We start from the raw sequence: 16,235 nt of genomic DNA, 5'->3' as shown, positions 1-16,235 counted from the left end.
CATTAAGAAATGTTACAAATTACATGGGTACATCAAGAAAAGTTAAGGGGCGTATCCATTGATGGATAAGGGTTTTCGGCTATTATAGTATATATGTATGGGGGAAGTTCAGGTATAACAAGTCGCTGCACCGGAACGCCGTCATTTGGTTGGTTAAGTGCGATCTCAGATCTTGTAGGGTGCGTTACGGCGAATTATTAATTTTAGTTTTTTGACTAAATTGATAGCCGCCTAACGCACCCTACACTCTACTGAATATACAGAAGTCTTGACTCATTTGATTTAAGTTGCTGGCAATGGCTTTCATCGTCATAAAAGCCGAGCTAAAGGCGATTAGCTCATTTAAGGGATAACTTCGACTCTCAACCCGCAAGCTCAGTAACTGCTTCTCAAGAGATTCAATTTCTTCGATGAGCAATCCTAACTTTGGTGGGTTGAGAATTACCTGGGCAGCGATCGCCTCAGCAATTTCATCAAAAGCGATCGCAGTCTTTTTTGCAATCGCTTGTAATTCAGGTAAAAACTTTTGTCGTATCGGTTCAGGAAGCGGTTGCTGTAGCCCATCTTGTAAAGCATCCAGTTGAGCCGAGAGTTTTTGTTCGTAGCCGATGGAGAAATTCCAAAAATTTTTGTTTTTAGTTGCTAAAACTGTGGAAATTTGTTCGAGACTGGCAATCTTAACCGAGGCTGGATGTTGGGCGATCGCCACTGTGATGGCCTGCTTCAGTTGGGCGATATCTGACGGTGGTATCGTATCCTGAAAATAGCCCGTCAGCAGTTTTTGATATAGCTGTCCCATTTTCTTAAAAGTCACAGAAAAATCTGTTTCCAGTTGGTTTGTAGCCGATTTTGTCATAAATACAGTGGTCAGCAACACCCCCAGAAACGCACCTACGGGAACTGAAATCAGTGCAGCCCAAATTCCTTGCTCGAAAAAAGGAAAAATATCCTTCCCGATGGCATCGGCTGCTACAATCGCACCGATGCGAGCGATCGGCGTAAACCCCAGCCAAGCACAACTGAAGTAGGCGAAAAAATAAGCCAGACTGCTACTAAAAGGATTATAACCAAAGGACTTGACCAACAGGTAAATACAGAGAATCGTCAAACTCAACGAAACAGTGGCCGCCCAACCGATCGCGATCGCTCGACCCCTTGTCGGTTGAATGACAGTGACCACTGCACCTATTATCACAATATCTGCCACTTTTTCGTAAGCAGAAGGATAGGGAAACTCGATGTGACGAATAATAGCCAGTAACAAACCAATAACCACGCCAAGACTGACAATTTCTCTCAGGCGTTTTAGGGATATAGGGGCCCATTTGGGAAAGGTAATCAGGTGTCTTCGCCTGAAAGTTGCAGTTACTTTGGTTTTATCGATTATCCTGCCTCCTAATCCCTCGCATTGTTGGATAAATCGAGATACAAGTTGAATAAATTGATAAAACTGTAGTGATTCTTGAACATCATACCGGTCAATCTCTCCACTTGTTCGGAGATGATCAAGTTTACCCCCAATATTCGCTAAATCTTCTTCTAATTCTGTCAGGTAAGGGGTAGCTAAGATTTTTTGGCCGTTACTCAGATCCCTCAAGCTATCAAAGCTGTCGGTAAGATGAGTCGCCAATTGGTAAAATTCCGCCCTGAACTGACACACTAAATTTTGTTCATGCTTTTCGCCCTTAAAAGCCATCAGATCAGCTAATTGTCGAGTCAATTGGTTCTGAATTGCCAAGATTTCACTCCAATTTTCTGCCACCAATATCTCACTACCGAATTCATGGGTTGCTTTTGTGAGTGTTGAAAGGCTAGTTTGTGTTGATTTTTTAATCTGATTGAGTAAGTTAAGCTCGTTCTGCTCAATAGAAAGAGAATAATCCCGCTCCTCGACCTCAGTTTTTAGGTAGCGATCGAGGATTTTTTGGAACAAGCGCGGTATATCTTGAAGGATTCCCATCAAGTTCCGGTTGAGATCGGATCGAGTATTCTGGGGCCAAAATAGTAAGGCCACAGCAATTCCCACAGCGATTCCGATCCAGTTATCGATCAGGCGCGACCGCAAATAGAGCCAGATATCTTGTTGTGCTGATGTTCCTACCACTCTCATGGCAATTAAAGCGCCCAGTAGTGTGGCTTGGGAATAAGCGGCTTGCCATCGGTAAGTTTCACAGATCAGGGCGGCTAAAATGTAGGTGAGAGAGGGAATGACAAAAAAACTTGAGCCTTGGATTCCGTAGGCGTTCACCAGGATAGCGGCAATGATTCCCCCCAAAGCACTTCCCCCCAAACGCCCCAAACCTGCAGCGATCGCACCTCCCATCGATGGCTCAATCAGTACAGATACATACCCAAAGACGGGATAAACAAAGTTGTCTAATACATTTCCTCGGTGCCAAAAGAAACTCGTTAAGAGAGCAGCACCCAGGGAAAATTTCAATCCCTGTCTGATCATTAGCCCGTTTTTACTGTCCAAGGTATCTCTATATCCTTTTTCGACTTACTCATTGTTACCCATTAATCGCTCGCTCAATCCCATATAAAATCAGTGCCAAAAACGTCACCAACCAAAACCAAAGCTGAGGAGGCTCACTATGGATCAAGATGACTAAGACAAACGCTGCGGCAATAATCCACCACTTAAACCACCAAGTCCACCATTGAGAACGTCTTTTCGGATTTTCCATATTAGGTTTAACCGTTTATTCTAGTCGTTGTTTCTTTCAGCTACTTACGCTCGCAAGATTGTGGTTAACGATCGTACACCCCTGTAATCCAGCGAAAAGCAGGGGTTATGTAACTCACCAAAGAACGCTCTTCTACCACAGCATGGACATCTGCGGTAGTCCCGTTGGTAATTCTTTGGGGTGCTCCCTTGGCTTGGGTCCAGTAAAAACCACTCGGTGTATTGCGATCAACCTTCAGCGCTAAAGTGGCTTTGATAACACTTGCATTGACGGGTATAGGCTTATCGCGATCGTCTTCATCTCTACCCAGAAACAGTTTGCTGGCGAGTTCATGACTTCCGACTATATTTGCTAGTTCTGCCACAGTTACCGGCTGCTGATCGACGGTAATTACCTTAGCAACGATACCCCCATAGCGTTCGCGATCATAGAGATCGGGAACGACTTCTACTTCCTTGCCCGGTTCTAATCGTTTGGCATCACCACTCTTAAACAAGGCCACCACGTTGGTCTTGGCCTTTAGATTGGAGACTTCTAACGTACCTATGCGCCCCCCCGGAGCCAGAACTTCCCCCGGATTAACAGATAAGTCTAAAATCTGGCCGTTGTACAGACTCACTACATTTTTGTTGGCTTGAATGGTGGTTTTTAACGTATTAATCTCTCGTTGCTGGTCAGCGATCGCATTGTAACGAAGAATATCACTGGCTGTATCTTGGAGGTCTATTTGCCGTTTTTCTGTGTTTAGTATATTATTCTGGGCCGCCCGTGTTCAACTACTGGCAGGCTTTCATCAACCCCCTTAAGGCGATCAAGTTCTATTTGGACGCGATTGATACTATTAGAAGCCTCTAGATTATTGAACTGAAATAAATAGGAGGGAAAATCTAGCTTGGCGACAGCCCCCTCTTCGATAAGTTTATCGTAGGCGGCTAGTCTTTCATCCGTTGAGTTCTGGAAATTTTTAAGGTATCGAGCATGGGAGAGATAGGCTTCTCGCTGTTTTTGATTACTGGATAATTGAACTTGAAGTGCTTTAATCTGAAGCTGATTCGCCTTTTGCTGGCGATCTACTGAGGCTGCATTCAATTGGCGACGACTCACTTCAACAGAGTCCACTCTTTTATCCTGCTGCTTGAGATCTGCTAGTCTATCCTTTTTATCTTTTAATTCTGTTTCTAATTCAGGAAACTCTAAAGTTGCCAGTAATTGCCCTTTTTTGACAGAATCTCTCGGTTGAATCAGGAGGGTTAACACCCGTCCACCTTGACGGGGTTCGATATTAACAATAGAACGAGGAATCAAAATGACCGCTCGTCCTTGAACAGGAGTCGGAATCTTACCAACTATCGCCCAATAACTCAGTCCTCCGAGCAAAAGACCCACCGGCATTAAGCGCAGGATTATCTCCCCTAATCTTCCTGTTGGCTCCGAATATTTAAACGTTTTTTCCGAATCAATTTTAGGATCAATTCCCGTTTTTATTTGCTTATTATCCTGATGTTCTATCCTAGCCTGCGTTGTTTTCTTCGCACCCATATCTGGCTGCTGATGATTCTGATCAGACATAGATTCGGCTTGATTTTTTGCCATTGTACTGAAATGAGTAAAAATCACTTAATTTGTAACATGATAAACATTCAGAGAATATTACTTTAGATTAGAAAAATCCTCTGAAAAAATCGCTCAAGCTATTTTTGACATAAGATAACTAGGCTACCTCGAAAGATTTACCGAAGGCTCAAACCTTTAAAATTTCCTGTAAGAAACCTAATAAAGTATTACTCTTGATGTGACCTAAAACAACCTAATTAGGGATCAAGTGTTTGAGTCCAACACTCCGACTAGAGAGATAATCTATCAAGCGAGTTTACACCATTCTAGCTTCTAACTTACATAAGGCGCATAGCTTTATTGTAACCGTTCAGGGGGGGGATGTCAAGCCGCCAGTGGCATTGACTCTGTGGAAGGACTCTCCTAGGGCAGCAAAGAAGGAGAAGAACTGCCTTTCCTAGAGCCATGGATACTACTCTCTCACAGTAGCGGCTCTTTTCTCCGTCTTTTTAGATTACTAGATTTTGTCCTCCCCTGAACGGTTACTTCAAGGGAGAAAAAGCGATCGGGCTATAATAAAGAAAATTTCATTTTAACTTGAGAAAATTCATTATGACAGCCACTATTGAAGACATTCGGGCAATACTAAAGGAATTGGCCCAATCCCAACAAGAGTTATCCCAATCCCAACAAGAGTTATCCCAATCCCAACAAGAGTTATCCCAAGCTCAAAAAGAAACGGATAAACAAATCAAGGAAACAGATAAGCAAATTAACAGAGTTAGTAAGCAGATTGGGGAGTTGGGCAATCGTTTAGGAGAGTTTGTCGAGTGGCAAGTGCGTCCTGCGGTGGTGCGTCTTTTTCAAGAGCGGGGTATTGATGTGCATGAGTTTCACCCTGGTATTTCGGTAAAACGGGATAATGAGGGTTTAGAGATTGATCTATTGGTAGTGAATGATACCGATGCCATTTTAGTGGAGGTCAAAAGTAAGTTAACTCAAAGGGATGTGGATGAGCATTTACAACGTTTGGCGAAGTTTAAGCGGTTAATGCCTCGTTTTCGAGATGTAAAGGCTTTGGGAGCGGTGGCAGCGATGATTGTTCCCAATGAGGTGGCGAGTTACGCTTGTCGTCAGGGTTTATTTGTGTTGGTGCAGTCAGGGGAAAATGTAATAATTTTAAATGATGCGGAGTTTACGCCCTGGGTTTGGTAGGTTTAGCTTTCGTTCCACCCCCTCGCTAGGAGAAATGTATCTTAGAATACATTTTACCCACCAAATCCAAGAGAGCCATTTTTGTTAGGATATCCTGAACAGAAATCTGAGGAGATTGGCGATGAAATTGTCGCTTGTTTGAATCGGTGAGAGTGAAGAGATTGAAAATTTAGAGATTTTATTTTTCTCCAAACGTTTAGAGTCTCAAACCCAATTTGAATTACTATTAGAGGAAAATTTAAAAATGACTGAGCCATTAACAGCAGGTTTACTTGTCACCTTAGCAGTACAAGAGTTTGTGAAGTCTGGGACGGGGGATTTAGCGAAACGCTTTACGGCTGAAGCTTTGGCTAAGATTCCCATTTTATGGGAAAAGATCAAAACTCGCTTAACAGGAAAATCTCCTAAAGTTGATGAAGCATTGGCTAAGGTTGAGAGGGGTGATAGTAAAGCGGTTGAAACCTTGACTAAAAATTTGGATGTGATTTTGGATGAAGACCCTGATTTTGCGAAAGAGTTAAAGGTTTTAGCGCAGACGATCCAAGCGGGTAAAATTCAGGATAATAGTAGTATGATTCAAAATAATGCTGATAATGCTAAGGGTTGGCAGACAAAGGTTGAGGGGGGAACTGCCTATATTGGGGGGATTCATCTTGCCAATATAGGCAGCAAATAACAATCGTGACACAGGATCAGAGGGCAAATTTTTTGGATATTATTAGAGGTAGTGTGTATGGATGTCAGGATTTCTTTTGAAGGAGCAACCACCGAGGATGATTCTTATCACCTAAAAAATCTTGCTCGACTAATTGAAGAAGAATGCGACTGTTCTGTAAGTATTGAAACCAGAGAAGCAGAGGTGGGAATCCGAGACGGTGGCTTGGCTATCGGTATAGCAATAGCATCTTTAGTATTAACAGGGATTCAAACCTTGGTTTCAGTTCTTCAATACTGGGAATCTCAACAAAGTCAATATTCTATATCTATCACTGTTGATGCCAATGGACAGCAAAAAAGATTTTTAATGAAAAATTTATCCTTGAAAGAAATTCAATCCTTGCTGTCTGAGATTAATTCTCAACCTCATCACGGAACAGTTAGTGTAAAAATATTGAAACAGTAAACTATGGATACTTCAGAAAAACAGTCACAAAGAATTGCTGTTGCTATTTGTGCTATCAATGAAGGAGAACTAAGTGGCGTTATTTCTGATGTTTCGCGGGTTCATTCTTGGTTAACAAATTCTGAGTTGGGAGATTGTCAAAGTAATAGACCAAAACCTTTACATGAGTGTCAAAGCCAGACTAATTTTTTAGACTATTTTTTGCCAATAATAGAAAATTGGAACATCCAAGATCAACTAATTTTTTATTTCTCAGGACATGGTACTATCAGAGGAGAAGAATATTGTTTAAAACTAGGACTAAGGGATAGGGATTTGCTTCCTTTTTCTAACTTGATAAGCTATTTATCTACTTATAAAGTAAATCGAGCAATTTTAATTCTTGATGCCTGTCATAGTGGGGCTGCAACTAAAGGAATTCGGTCTTCAGAATCATTAGTCTCGGAACTAGAAAAAAGCAATCAAAAACTTCCTAAAGGAATAGTTATTATTGCTTCTTGTCAGGAAACTCAAGTATCCCGTGAAACAAAAAAAGGAGACTCTGGAATTTTTACAAAATTTTTATGTGAAGCAATAGAGAACGGATTAGAAGGCAACAGCAACAAGCCTTATATTTATGTCGGAGATATCATTAATTATATAAAAAATAAACTTGATCAAGATCCTCTTTATTCCCAATTTAATCAGCGTCCACAATTAAAAGTAATTAATGCTGATTCTGATATTTGGATTGCCAGAAACAAACACATCTTACAAGATAAATCTAAGGAAAATGGGCAACCAAACCGCGTTACTTCCCTTGAAGAATTAAAATTTCTTCATGAAACAATTCATCCAAATAGGCATCCATGTACGCAAGCAAGTCTTGATAAAATAGATTTAGAATTGATCAAAAAATATGCAACGAAGATGGGATTATCTGAAGAAGAGCAGAATAATTTGGAAAAAATAGTTGATGAACTTAAACTTTATTCTCCTATTTACCATGAAGGAAAACAATATTTACACAAGGCTGCTGTATTATGTTTTCATAAAACCCCTGAGAGAATTTTTTCTCAATGTAAATCTACTTTTGTGGACAGAACTAGAGGAGAAACTATTTTTCAAAGAGATGATATTAATGGACCTTTGATTCATCAAATAGAAAAATTATTTGAACGGATAAAACAAGCAACAAAAAGGATTTCGTTTATTAATAAAAAAGGAATTCGACAAGAAATTGACGATATAGATTTAGAAGTGGCACGGGAGATAATTTCTAATGCGATTGCTCATAGAAACTACCAATTAAATAGTCATGTTCAAGTGATTATTACACCTGAAGCTCTTGAAGTCAAAAGCCCTGGTAATTTTCCAGATAATACATCTTGGGAAGAACTTATAAAGGAATCAACATCTGTATCAATTCCAATTGATGTGGATATTGCTCTCTATCTTTCTCAATTATCAGGATATGAAGGAATTGGTCAAGGTTTTACTTTATTCAAGGAATATATAGAAAACAATGGTTTAGAGAGCCTAACTTGTAAAAAATTACAGGGAGAATATATATGTGTTAGTCTCTTACGTCGAAATGAGTTTAGTAATGAAATTTTGGAAAATAATATTGCCGCTTCTAATTATTTCGATTTTAACGGCAGTTTTAGAGGTGTTAGCGGTGTTATAGGAGATGGTATTACAGTAAATATCCCTCATATTACAGTAAATATCCCTACCCCTAATAATCTAAATCGGGCGCGTACAGGGGCCGCTAATTTCGTGGGGCGTGAGGACGCAATGGCACAACTGCACGACCAGTTACAGCAACAAGAAAGAATTGCGATTACCGCCGTCGTTACAGGAATGGCAGGAGTCGGTAAGACAGAATTAGCACTCCAGTATGCTCTACATCATAAGGAAAAATTAACTTATGCAGGTGGTATTTGCTGGATCGGGGTGCAAAGGGGAACAGTGGGAGGACAAATATTAGAATTTGCTAAGTCGCAGTTGGGTTTGTTTCCTCCTGAAGATTTGATTTTGCGGGAGCAATTGGATTATTGTTGGGCGAGATGGCAACCGCCAGGGGATGTACTGCTAATCTTAGATGATGTGCATCAGTATGAGGAGATCAAAGATTTTTTGCCTCCCCAAGAACAACGATTTAAGGTGTTGATTACGACTCGGCAACAGTCGCTGGCAGCATCGTTTGAACAGTTGCGCTTATCCGTTTTAAGCGAATCAGCCACCCTTGCTTTACTGGAATCTCTGATTGGTGCGTCGCGTCTGCAAGCTGAATTGGAGGTAGGGAATGGGCTATGTGCGTGGCTAGGGTATTTGCCTTTAGGCTTGGAATTGGTGGGACGTTTCCTCAAGCGGCGTACTAATTGGACATTGGCGAGGATGCAGCAGCAGTTGCTAGATAAAGGCTTGCAGTTGTCTGCTTTGCAGAATCCTTCGGCAGATATGACGGCACAAAGAGGAGTAGAGGCAGTTTTTGAGTTGAGTTGGGAGGAGTTGAATCAGCCAGCACGGGATTTAGGCTGTTTCCTCAGTCTCTTTGCGTTGGCTCCTATTCCTTGGCGGTTGGTGGTAGAAAGGTGTTTGTCTGCTGAAGATGAGGAGGAGTTGGAAGAGATTAGAGAGGAGCAATTACTCAATCTCAATCTGTTGCAAGCAGTAGCAGGAGAAGTTTATCAGTTTCATCCGTTGGTGCGACAGTTTTTTCAAGCTAAGTTGGTACTGCGAGAGGATGGGGATGAGTTGAAACGATCCTTTTGTCGGGGAATGGTTGAGGAGGCAAAGACTATTCCTCAGACTCCAACGAAGGAGCAAGTGGAAGCCGTCGCCCTATCTATTCCCCATATTGCGGAGTCAGCGACAGAGTTGGAACAATGGCTGAAAGAAGAGGATTTAATCCCGTCTTTGGGAGGATTGGGAAATTTCTATTATGGACAAGGATTGTACGAACAAGCTAAACTTTGGTATCAGCAATGTCTAGAAGTAACTCTCCGCCGCTTGGGAAAAGAACATCCCGATGTAGCTACTTCTCTTAACAATCTAGCATTATTGTACGAATCCCAAGGAAGGTACGCAGAAGCTGAACCCCTCTATTTACAAGCTTTAGGATTGTATAAACGGCTATTAGGTGACAATCATCCCAATGTTGCGACTTCCCTCAATAATTTGGCAAACTTGTACGAATCCGAAGGAAACTACGCAGAAGCTGAACCCCTCTATTTACAAGCAATAGAATTGTGTAAACGACTATTAGGGGAGAGTGATCCCAATGTTGCAACTTCCCTCAACAATTTAGCATTTCTGTACTATTCTCAAGGCAGGTACACAGAAGCGGAACCTCTCTATCTAGAAGCATTAGATTTGAGGAAACGACTATTAGGTGACAATCATCCAGATGTTGCTTCTTCCCTCAACAATTTAGCAGAATTGTACCATTCCCAAGGCAGGTACACAGAAGCGGAACCTCTCCATCTAGAAGCATTAGATTTGAGAAAACGACTCTTAGGAGACAATCATCCCTCTGTGGCAGCTTCCCTCAACAATTTAGCAGCATTGTACCAATCCCAAGGCAGATACACAGAAGCGGAACCTCTCTATCTACAAGCATTAGATTTGAGAAAACGACTCTTAGGAGACAATCATCCGTCTGTGGCAACTTCCCTCAACAATTTAGCAGAATTGTACCAATCCCAAGGCAGATACACAGAAGCGGAACCTCTCTATCTAGAAGCATTAGATTTGGATAAACGACTCTTAGGAGACAATCATCCCGATGTGGCAACTTCCCTCAACAATTTATCAGAATTGTACCGTTCCCAAGGCAGATACACAGAAGCGGAACCTCTCTATCTAGAAGCATTAGATTTGAGAAAACGACTCTTAGGAGACAATCATCCCGATGTGGCAAATTCCCTCAACAATTTAGCAGCATTGTACCAATCCCAAGGCAGGTACACAGAAGCAGAACCTCTCTATCTAGAAGCATTAGATTTGAGAAAACGACTCTTAGGAAACAATCATCCCGATTTGGCAAGTTCCCTTAACAATTTAGCACAGTTGTACGAATCCCAAGGCAGGTACACAGAAGCGGAACCTCTCTATTTACAAGCATTAGCAATTGCCGAGCAAGCTTTAGGGGAGAATCATCCTACTACTGTTAAGATTCGGGAAAACTTAGAGTCGCTCCCGTAGGATGGGTTATTAACCTATCCGATAATACAACAATATAAAATAATACAATCACCTTCAATCAACCAAACAATCATGACTACACTCAAAGATATTGAATCCGCGATTCTCCAGTTGCCTGACGAAGAAATCCATCAATTATCAGCTTGGTTACAAGACTATCTTGATGATAGTTGGGACAAACAGATAAAAAACGATCTCGAATCAGGGAAACTCGATCAACTATTACAAAAAGTCAACAATGATATCAGTAACAATCAAGTTAAGCCTTTAGATGAAATCCTTAACAACTCCTGATTTTTGGCAATGTTATGCCAACTTACCTCCCTACATTAAGCAACAGGCAAGAAAAGCCTATCGTCTCTGGATTAGTAATGTTTTCCATCGATCATTACATTTCAAGAAAGTAGGGAAAAATGTCTGGTCAGTCCGAATAACTGAGAATTATAGAGCTTTAGCATTGAAAAAAGGTGAAGATTATTACTGGTTTTGGATTGGTTCTCATGATGAGTATGAAGAGTTAATTAAATAGAAGGAGAAAATTAACCATGCTAGAGCCTAAAGAATTTCGCAATATTATCCACCAATATTTTACTGAAGTTACCTCACAGGAATTTCTGGCAAATCAAAAAAAATACTGTCCAGAAATTTTTGAAGGCGATAACTATCCCAATATCACTGAAAATCTTAATAATTTAGCAAAACTCTACCAATCTCAAGGAAGGTACGAAGAAGCTGAACCACTCTACCAGCAAGCTTTAGACATAGCCGAGCAAGCTTTAGGGGAGAATCATCCTAATACAATAATATTTCGGGAAAATTTACAAACGCTGCGACAACAGCAACATCCATCGTCTTAACTGTGATTGATGGGATTATGGGATGGACTATAATTGAATTAATCACTGATAACTGATATAGGCTATAGTTGAAGAACTTACAAAGGTAAAATTATGACCATTAAAGAACAACTAATTCATGAAATTGAAACAGTATCCGATGAGGTAATAGAAGAAGTTTTTGACTTTTTATTGTTAGCCAAAATCAAACATCATCGATCGCAAGAACAATCTAAACCTTTCGCGCGATTTATCGAAGAACTCACTGCTGATATTCCTCAAGAAGTTTTAGATACCTTACCAACCGATAGTGCAGAGGAACATGATCATTACATCTACGGTACTCCTAAACATTAACCATGAAGCAAATTTTTGCCGACACCTTTTATTGGATCGCTTTACTCAACCCCAAAGATGACTGGCATCAAATCGCACTCAACTATGCCCATAATTGTATCAATGATCAACTAATAACAACGGATGGCATTATTGATGAGATACTGAACTATGCTTCATGTAGAGGAACTATTATGAGACAGAAAGCACTCTTAATGTGTACGCAAATGCTACGGGAAAAAACAATACAAGTTATTTCCTATACACCAGAATTACGTCAATTAGGTTTTGAATTATATAAACAACGGTCAGACAAAGGTTATAGTATTACAGACTGCATATCAATGATAATTATGCAACAAATGGATATTTTTGAAGTGCTTACCCATGACAAGCACTTTACCCAAGAAGGTTTTATTATTCTTTTTTAAACAATAGAAATACTATAAAATGGAGTCAACGACTATTAGGAAAAATCACTCTACTATTGTTCAAATTCGGAAAAGTTTACAAATGATGCGACAACAGCAATATCCATCGTCTTAACTGTGATTTATGGGATTATGGGATGGACTATAATTGATCATTGATGAAGACTTGCTGAATACAACACAATCATAGTATTCATTCAATCATTTCAATCATAGTTTGGACTTATTATGGGATTATGGGATGGACTATAATTGATCATTGATGAAGACTTGCTGAATACAACACAATCATAGTATTCATTCAATCATTCAAATAACAGTTTAGACTTATTATGGGATTATGGGATGGACTATATTGTTAATATTGTTTTGCAGTACAAAAAGGTCATAAAAAATCATGGACAAACAACTATTACTCAATAAAATTAAACAAGCAGTACAAGCGATCGAACCACAAGCGCAAATATTTCTTTATGGTTCACGGGCGCGAAACGATGCTCAACCAGACTCTGATTGGGATATATTAGTATTAGTTGATGGGATCACTAACCCTACTCGCACATCTCAAATCCGTCGTCAAATTTATGAAATCGAATGGGAAACAGAAGAAGTTATTTGTACCATTGTTCGCAGCAAAAATCAATGGGAACATCCCTTATTACAAACTACTCCTTTCTGGCAATCAGTTAACAAAGAAGCTATTATGCTATGAGTAAAAATTCCCCTCACGATCAACTAATTAGGTATCGTTTAAATCGTGCAGAGGAAGCTTATCAAGATGCTTGTTCTCTTGCTGATGGTGCAAGATGGAATAGTTGTATCAATCGTCTGTACTATAGTTGCTTTTATGCTGTTACGGCTTTACTTGCTTATGATAATCTCTCATCTCCAAAACATACAGGTGTCCGTAGTCTCTTCAACAAAAACTACATCCGTAGCGAAATTATTTCAAAAGACTTTGGTGCAATTTATAACGAATTGTTTGAATACCGTCTCGAAGCAGATTATACAGACTTTGCAGATTTTGATGAATTACAAGTTCTTCCTTTCATTGCAAAAGTGAGAGATTTTTTAAATATAATTTCAGACCTACTTCCTACTGATTAAATGACAAAAGTATTGTATGTCAATACATTAAGTAAAGAGCATCTCAATACACAAATGATTCGTAATAATTTACAAATGATGCGACAGTCACAGCCATCGTCTTAACTGTGATTGATGGGATTATGGGATGGACTATAACTGATCATTGATGAAGACTTGCTGAATACAACACAATCATAGTATTCATTCAATCAAATAACAGTTTAGACTTATTATGGGATTACCGTAGGTGCTTCTCATCCATGCCTCTTAGATTACCAGATTTCGTCCCCCCCTGAACGGTGACAATTTATCAGCGTTTTCTCCTTGTTTGTCGGCGATGATGCCATTGACTGAGGAGACGATAACTAACAAAATAAGTGATAATGCTCGCCAACAGACCTGTAATCAAACTGCCAAAAAATAACGTTAAGAGAAATTCACCGCTCAAACTCCCCCAATTTTCCGCCCAACTTTGGTTAGAGGCAAAAATACGACTATCGATCGCTTGATTTCCTTTACCTAAAAACAATTCTCCCAATTTATAGTTAAACAAAAACACGGGAATATAGGTAAAGGGATTACTCACCCAAGTGGCTGCCGCTGCCGCGATTTTATTGCCCCGCACACAGAAAGCTAAAAAAATCGCAATAATGGTCTGTAATCCTAGCCAGGGAAAGGCCCCAGAAAACACCCCCACCGCTAACCCGCGAGCGATTTCGATCGGATGTCCCTGCAATCGCACTAAGCGAATCCACCAGTAGCGACAGAAGCGCTTCAGACGATTAATTAGGCTATTTTCTTTATTTTTCGCTTTTAATGACCGTGAGCGCATATTTTTGGGCATAAATGCTGACAAAATTGATACCAACTTCAATTTTAGCAAGGAGTGATTCAGAGATGTTAAACACAGGGGATACGATCGCCGCCATCGCTACGGCGATCATTCCGGAACAGGGTAGTATCGGTATTGTCCGTTTATCCGGTAGTCAGGCAGTGGCGATCGCTCGTCGGCTTTTCCATACCCGCAATCGTCAAAAATGGCAAAGTCATCGTCTTCTCTACGGTTATATCCGGCACCCCCAAAGTCAAGCAATTATCGATGAAGCTTTGCTGCTGCTCATGTTAGCGCCCCGCTCTTTCACCCGCGAGGATGTGGTGGAATTTCACTGTCATGGCGGCATTATGCCCGTACAACAGGTGTTACAGTTATGTCTAGAAAATGGGGCGCGTTTGGCCCAAGCGGGGGAATTTAGCCTGCGTGCCTTTCTTAACGGCAGAATTGACCTAACTCAAGCCGAAAGCGTCGTCGATCTCGTTGGGGCGCGTTCTCCCCAAGCGGCACAATTTGCCCTCGCTGGGTTGCAGGGAAAACTCGCGCAACCGATCCGGCATTTGCGTGCCACCTGTCTCGATATTTTGGCTGAAATTGAGGCCCGTATTGACTTTGAAGAGGATTTACCGCCCTTGGATCACGAGGCGGTTCTCCATAGCATAGAACAGGTTTTTTGTCAAGTAAATTTAATTTTAGCTACTGCCGAGCGCGGGGAATTGCTGCGTAGTGGTCTAAAAGTGGCGATCGTGGGACGGCCGAATGTGGGTAAATCAAGTTTGTTAAATGCTTGGAGTCGGAGCGATCGAGCGATTGTCACCGATTTACCCGGCACTACCCGCGATATCGTCGAATCTCAGCTAGTTGTGGCGGGAATACCCGTACAAGTCCTCGATACGGCTGGAATTCGCTCGGCCAGCGATCGAGTTGAACGAATTGGGGTGGAACGTTCCCGTCAAACGGCCCGGTCTGCTGATTTAGTTCTCTTAACCGTCTCCGCAGAGTCAGGATGGACCCAGGAGGACGAGGAAATTTATCGCTCTGTCAGCGATCGCCGATTAATTTTAGTGATTAATAAAATTGATTTAGCCAATCCTGAAACGGTAATTTATCCAGCAGAAATTGAGCGAGTTGTCAAGCTATCCGCTGCCCAAAATCAGGGTATTGAAGACTTAGAAAAAACTATTATTAATGCTGTCCAAAATCAAGAAATACAGGCGGCTAATTTGGATTTAGCCATTAATCAACGACAGGCGGCCGCTTTAACTAGGGCGAAAATTGCTTTGCAACAGGTCAAAAACACAATTGACGAAAATTTGCCTTTTGATTTTTGGTCGATCGATCTGCGTACTGCCATTCAAGCTTTAGGAGAAATTACCGGCGAAGAAGTGACTGAATCGGTACTTGATCGCATTTTTAGCCGTTTTTGTATTGGTAAATAAGCAATGAGGAAATCTGGTCAACTGTGTTCGGTTAACTGTAGTCTTGTTGAGAATTGAAGAACTCAGATATTGCCGGAAAAAAAGACTTTCCAAGCGGCCGTAATAATGGCACTTCCCAAAAGGATAATCAATGTCCAGACCTGATTTTTTTGGGTTCCTTCCACTGATTTTAGCCGATTGTCGATGCCTTCAATTTTCCCGTCTAAAACTTTAATATCCCCTTTGATATCTGCTTGTCCTATCTCAAGTTTTGTTAAGCGATTATCTAATCGATCAAACCGTTCATCAATCTTATCGAATTTCTGGCTAACTTCCTTGATACTGTCTTTAATTTCTTTAAGGACGACATCAAGGGAATAAGTAACAGTTTCGTTAGACATTGGGTCAACTCCTATACTGCATCTGGTTGGATATAATTTTATCTTAGTCTAGGCTTTAAGAAAATTTTCTTTCAGGAGCGATTAACTGTAGTCTTGTTGAGAATTAGAGAACTCAGATATTACTG

The 16,235-nt window shown here is 40.7% G+C and carries 18 protein-coding genes and 1 pseudogene; 13 read left to right on the top strand and 6 right to left on the bottom strand.

The genetic code is table 11. The features are described from left to right. Window positions 1-241 precede the first annotated feature (241 nt). From EWV60_RS19925 to EWV60_RS19910, 4 genes are all read right to left on the bottom strand, one after another. The gene (locus tag EWV60_RS19925; RefSeq protein ID WP_353734407.1) at window positions 242-2,455 is read right to left on the bottom strand and encodes an aromatic acid exporter family protein; all 2,214 of its coding nucleotides are present in this window, start codon (window positions 2,453-2,455) and stop codon (window positions 242-244) included. A 55-nt stretch (window positions 2,456-2,510) separates the two neighbouring features. Further along, on the bottom strand, window positions 2,511-2,687 hold the full coding sequence (locus EWV60_RS19920; RefSeq protein WP_002735384.1) for a hypothetical protein: 177 nt from the start codon (window positions 2,685-2,687) through the stop codon (window positions 2,511-2,513). A gap of 64 nt (window positions 2,688-2,751) precedes the next feature. Next, a complete protein-coding gene (locus EWV60_RS19915) occupies window positions 2,752-3,306 on the bottom strand; it encodes a hypothetical protein (protein ID WP_287234233.1) in 555 nt (184 codons plus the stop codon). A gap of 125 nt (window positions 3,307-3,431) precedes the next feature. Beyond that, window positions 3,432-4,256: a biotin/lipoyl-binding protein gene (locus EWV60_RS19910; protein ID WP_287234232.1), complete on the bottom strand. Its 825-nt coding sequence runs from the start codon at window positions 4,254-4,256 to the stop codon at window positions 3,432-3,434. Between the two features lie 597 nt (window positions 4,257-4,853). Here EWV60_RS19910 and EWV60_RS19905 point away from each other — a divergent pair. The 12 genes and pseudogenes from EWV60_RS19905 to EWV60_RS19855 all read left to right on the top strand — a co-directional run bounded on the left by EWV60_RS19905 (window position 4,854) and on the right by EWV60_RS19855 (window position 13,477). After that, window positions 4,854-5,456: a DUF3782 domain-containing protein gene (locus tag EWV60_RS19905; protein ID WP_287234230.1), complete on the top strand. Its 603-nt coding sequence runs from the start codon at window positions 4,854-4,856 to the stop codon at window positions 5,454-5,456. A gap of 244 nt (window positions 5,457-5,700) precedes the next feature. Further along, the gene (locus EWV60_RS19900; RefSeq protein ID WP_287234228.1) at window positions 5,701-6,132 is read left to right on the top strand and encodes a hypothetical protein; all 432 of its coding nucleotides are present in this window, start codon (window positions 5,701-5,703) and stop codon (window positions 6,130-6,132) included. 57 nt (window positions 6,133-6,189) lie between these two features. Further along, complete coding sequence (locus EWV60_RS19895; RefSeq protein WP_287234226.1) at window positions 6,190-6,579, top strand: hypothetical protein; 390 nt, start codon at window positions 6,190-6,192, stop codon at window positions 6,577-6,579. Window positions 6,580-6,582: 3 nt separating this feature from the next. Beyond that, window positions 6,583-7,269 (top strand): annotated as a pseudogene (locus tag EWV60_RS23475) (caspase family protein); the annotation flags it as partial. A gap of 972 nt (window positions 7,270-8,241) precedes the next feature. Continuing rightward, window positions 8,242-10,767 (top strand): tetratricopeptide repeat protein, encoded by a 2,526-nt coding sequence (locus tag EWV60_RS23470; RefSeq protein WP_502705836.1) that lies wholly within the window; start codon window positions 8,242-8,244, stop codon window positions 10,765-10,767. 72 nt (window positions 10,768-10,839) lie between these two features. Continuing rightward, window positions 10,840-11,061: a hypothetical protein gene (locus EWV60_RS19885; protein WP_123230564.1), complete on the top strand. Its 222-nt coding sequence runs from the start codon at window positions 10,840-10,842 to the stop codon at window positions 11,059-11,061. Further along, entirely contained in the window at window positions 11,039-11,296 is a 258-nt protein-coding gene (locus EWV60_RS19880) for a ParE family toxin-like protein (protein WP_287234222.1), read from the top strand. The genes EWV60_RS19885 and EWV60_RS19880 overlap by 23 nt, the downstream gene beginning before the upstream one ends. A gap of 16 nt (window positions 11,297-11,312) precedes the next feature. Then, on the top strand, window positions 11,313-11,624 hold the full coding sequence (locus EWV60_RS19875; protein ID WP_287234220.1) for a tetratricopeptide repeat protein: 312 nt from the start codon (window positions 11,313-11,315) through the stop codon (window positions 11,622-11,624). 93 nt (window positions 11,625-11,717) lie between these two features. Next, on the top strand, window positions 11,718-11,960 hold the full coding sequence (locus tag EWV60_RS19870) for a hypothetical protein (protein ID WP_002756510.1): 243 nt from the start codon (window positions 11,718-11,720) through the stop codon (window positions 11,958-11,960). Between the two features lie 2 nt (window positions 11,961-11,962). Then, window positions 11,963-12,370 carry a type II toxin-antitoxin system VapC family toxin gene (locus EWV60_RS19865; RefSeq protein WP_008197333.1) on the top strand — a complete coding sequence of 136 codons (408 nt, stop codon included), beginning with the start codon at window positions 11,963-11,965 and terminating at the stop codon, window positions 12,368-12,370. Window positions 12,371-12,767: 397 nt separating this feature from the next. Beyond that, on the top strand, window positions 12,768-13,082 hold the full coding sequence (locus tag EWV60_RS19860; RefSeq protein WP_002737075.1) for a nucleotidyltransferase domain-containing protein: 315 nt from the start codon (window positions 12,768-12,770) through the stop codon (window positions 13,080-13,082). Then, a complete protein-coding gene (locus EWV60_RS19855; RefSeq protein WP_002750396.1) occupies window positions 13,079-13,477 on the top strand; it encodes a HEPN domain-containing protein in 399 nt (132 codons plus the stop codon). The genes EWV60_RS19860 and EWV60_RS19855 overlap by 4 nt, the downstream gene beginning before the upstream one ends. 292 nt (window positions 13,478-13,769) lie before the next feature. On the opposite strand, the gene EWV60_RS19850 is transcribed toward EWV60_RS19855, so the two are convergent. Further along, on the bottom strand, window positions 13,770-14,303 hold the full coding sequence (locus tag EWV60_RS19850) for a DUF2062 domain-containing protein (RefSeq protein ID WP_002750395.1): 534 nt from the start codon (window positions 14,301-14,303) through the stop codon (window positions 13,770-13,772). Between the two features lie 53 nt (window positions 14,304-14,356). Between EWV60_RS19850 and mnmE the strand changes: the two genes are divergently transcribed. Continuing rightward, window positions 14,357-15,730, top strand: a complete 1,374-nt coding sequence (gene mnmE, locus EWV60_RS19845; RefSeq protein WP_287234217.1) for a tRNA uridine-5-carboxymethylaminomethyl(34) synthesis GTPase MnmE — start codon at window positions 14,357-14,359, stop codon at window positions 15,728-15,730. Window positions 15,731-15,792: 62 nt separating this feature from the next. Here mnmE and EWV60_RS19840 read toward each other — a convergent pair whose 3' ends face one another. Further along, entirely contained in the window at window positions 15,793-16,110 is a 318-nt protein-coding gene (locus EWV60_RS19840; protein WP_287234215.1) for a polyhydroxyalkanoate biosynthesis repressor PhaR, read from the bottom strand. Between the last annotated feature and the right edge of the window lie 125 nt (window positions 16,111-16,235).

It is taken from the genome of Microcystis sp. Msp_OC_L_20101000_S702 (assembly GCF_007095705.1).
GTDB classification, from domain to species: Bacteria; Cyanobacteriota; Cyanobacteriia; order Cyanobacteriales; family Microcystaceae; genus Microcystis; species Microcystis ichthyoblabe_A.
This window is presented reverse-complemented; position numbering and strand designations above follow the sequence as displayed.

Coding starts and splice junctions, on each gene's coding strand:
- EWV60_RS19925 (WP_353734407.1), bottom strand. CDS start 2,455: ATGATCAGACAGGGATTGAAATTTTCCCTGGGTGCTGCTCTCTTAACG.
- EWV60_RS19920 (WP_002735384.1), bottom strand. CDS start 2,687: ATGGAAAATCCGAAAAGACGTTCTCAATGGTGGACTTGGTGGTTTAAG.
- EWV60_RS19910 (WP_287234232.1), bottom strand. CDS start 4,256: ATGTCTGATCAGAATCATCAGCAGCCAGATATGGGTGCGAAGAAAACA.
- EWV60_RS19905 (WP_287234230.1), top strand. CDS start 4,854: ATGACAGCCACTATTGAAGACATTCGGGCAATACTAAAGGAATTGGCC.
- EWV60_RS19900 (WP_287234228.1), top strand. CDS start 5,701: ATGACTGAGCCATTAACAGCAGGTTTACTTGTCACCTTAGCAGTACAA.
- EWV60_RS19895 (WP_287234226.1), top strand. CDS start 6,190: ATGGATGTCAGGATTTCTTTTGAAGGAGCAACCACCGAGGATGATTCT.
- EWV60_RS19885 (WP_123230564.1), top strand. CDS start 10,840: ATGACTACACTCAAAGATATTGAATCCGCGATTCTCCAGTTGCCTGAC.
- EWV60_RS19880 (WP_287234222.1), top strand. CDS start 11,039: ATGAAATCCTTAACAACTCCTGATTTTTGGCAATGTTATGCCAACTTA.
- EWV60_RS19875 (WP_287234220.1), top strand. CDS start 11,313: ATGCTAGAGCCTAAAGAATTTCGCAATATTATCCACCAATATTTTACT.
- EWV60_RS19870 (WP_002756510.1), top strand. CDS start 11,718: ATGACCATTAAAGAACAACTAATTCATGAAATTGAAACAGTATCCGAT.
- EWV60_RS19865 (WP_008197333.1), top strand. CDS start 11,963: ATGAAGCAAATTTTTGCCGACACCTTTTATTGGATCGCTTTACTCAAC.
- EWV60_RS19860 (WP_002737075.1), top strand. CDS start 12,768: ATGGACAAACAACTATTACTCAATAAAATTAAACAAGCAGTACAAGCG.
- EWV60_RS19855 (WP_002750396.1), top strand. CDS start 13,079: ATGAGTAAAAATTCCCCTCACGATCAACTAATTAGGTATCGTTTAAAT.
- EWV60_RS19850 (WP_002750395.1), bottom strand. CDS start 14,303: ATGCCCAAAAATATGCGCTCACGGTCATTAAAAGCGAAAAATAAAGAA.
- mnmE (WP_287234217.1), top strand. CDS start 14,357: ATGTTAAACACAGGGGATACGATCGCCGCCATCGCTACGGCGATCATT.
- EWV60_RS19840 (WP_287234215.1), bottom strand. CDS start 16,110: ATGTCTAACGAAACTGTTACTTATTCCCTTGATGTCGTCCTTAAAGAA.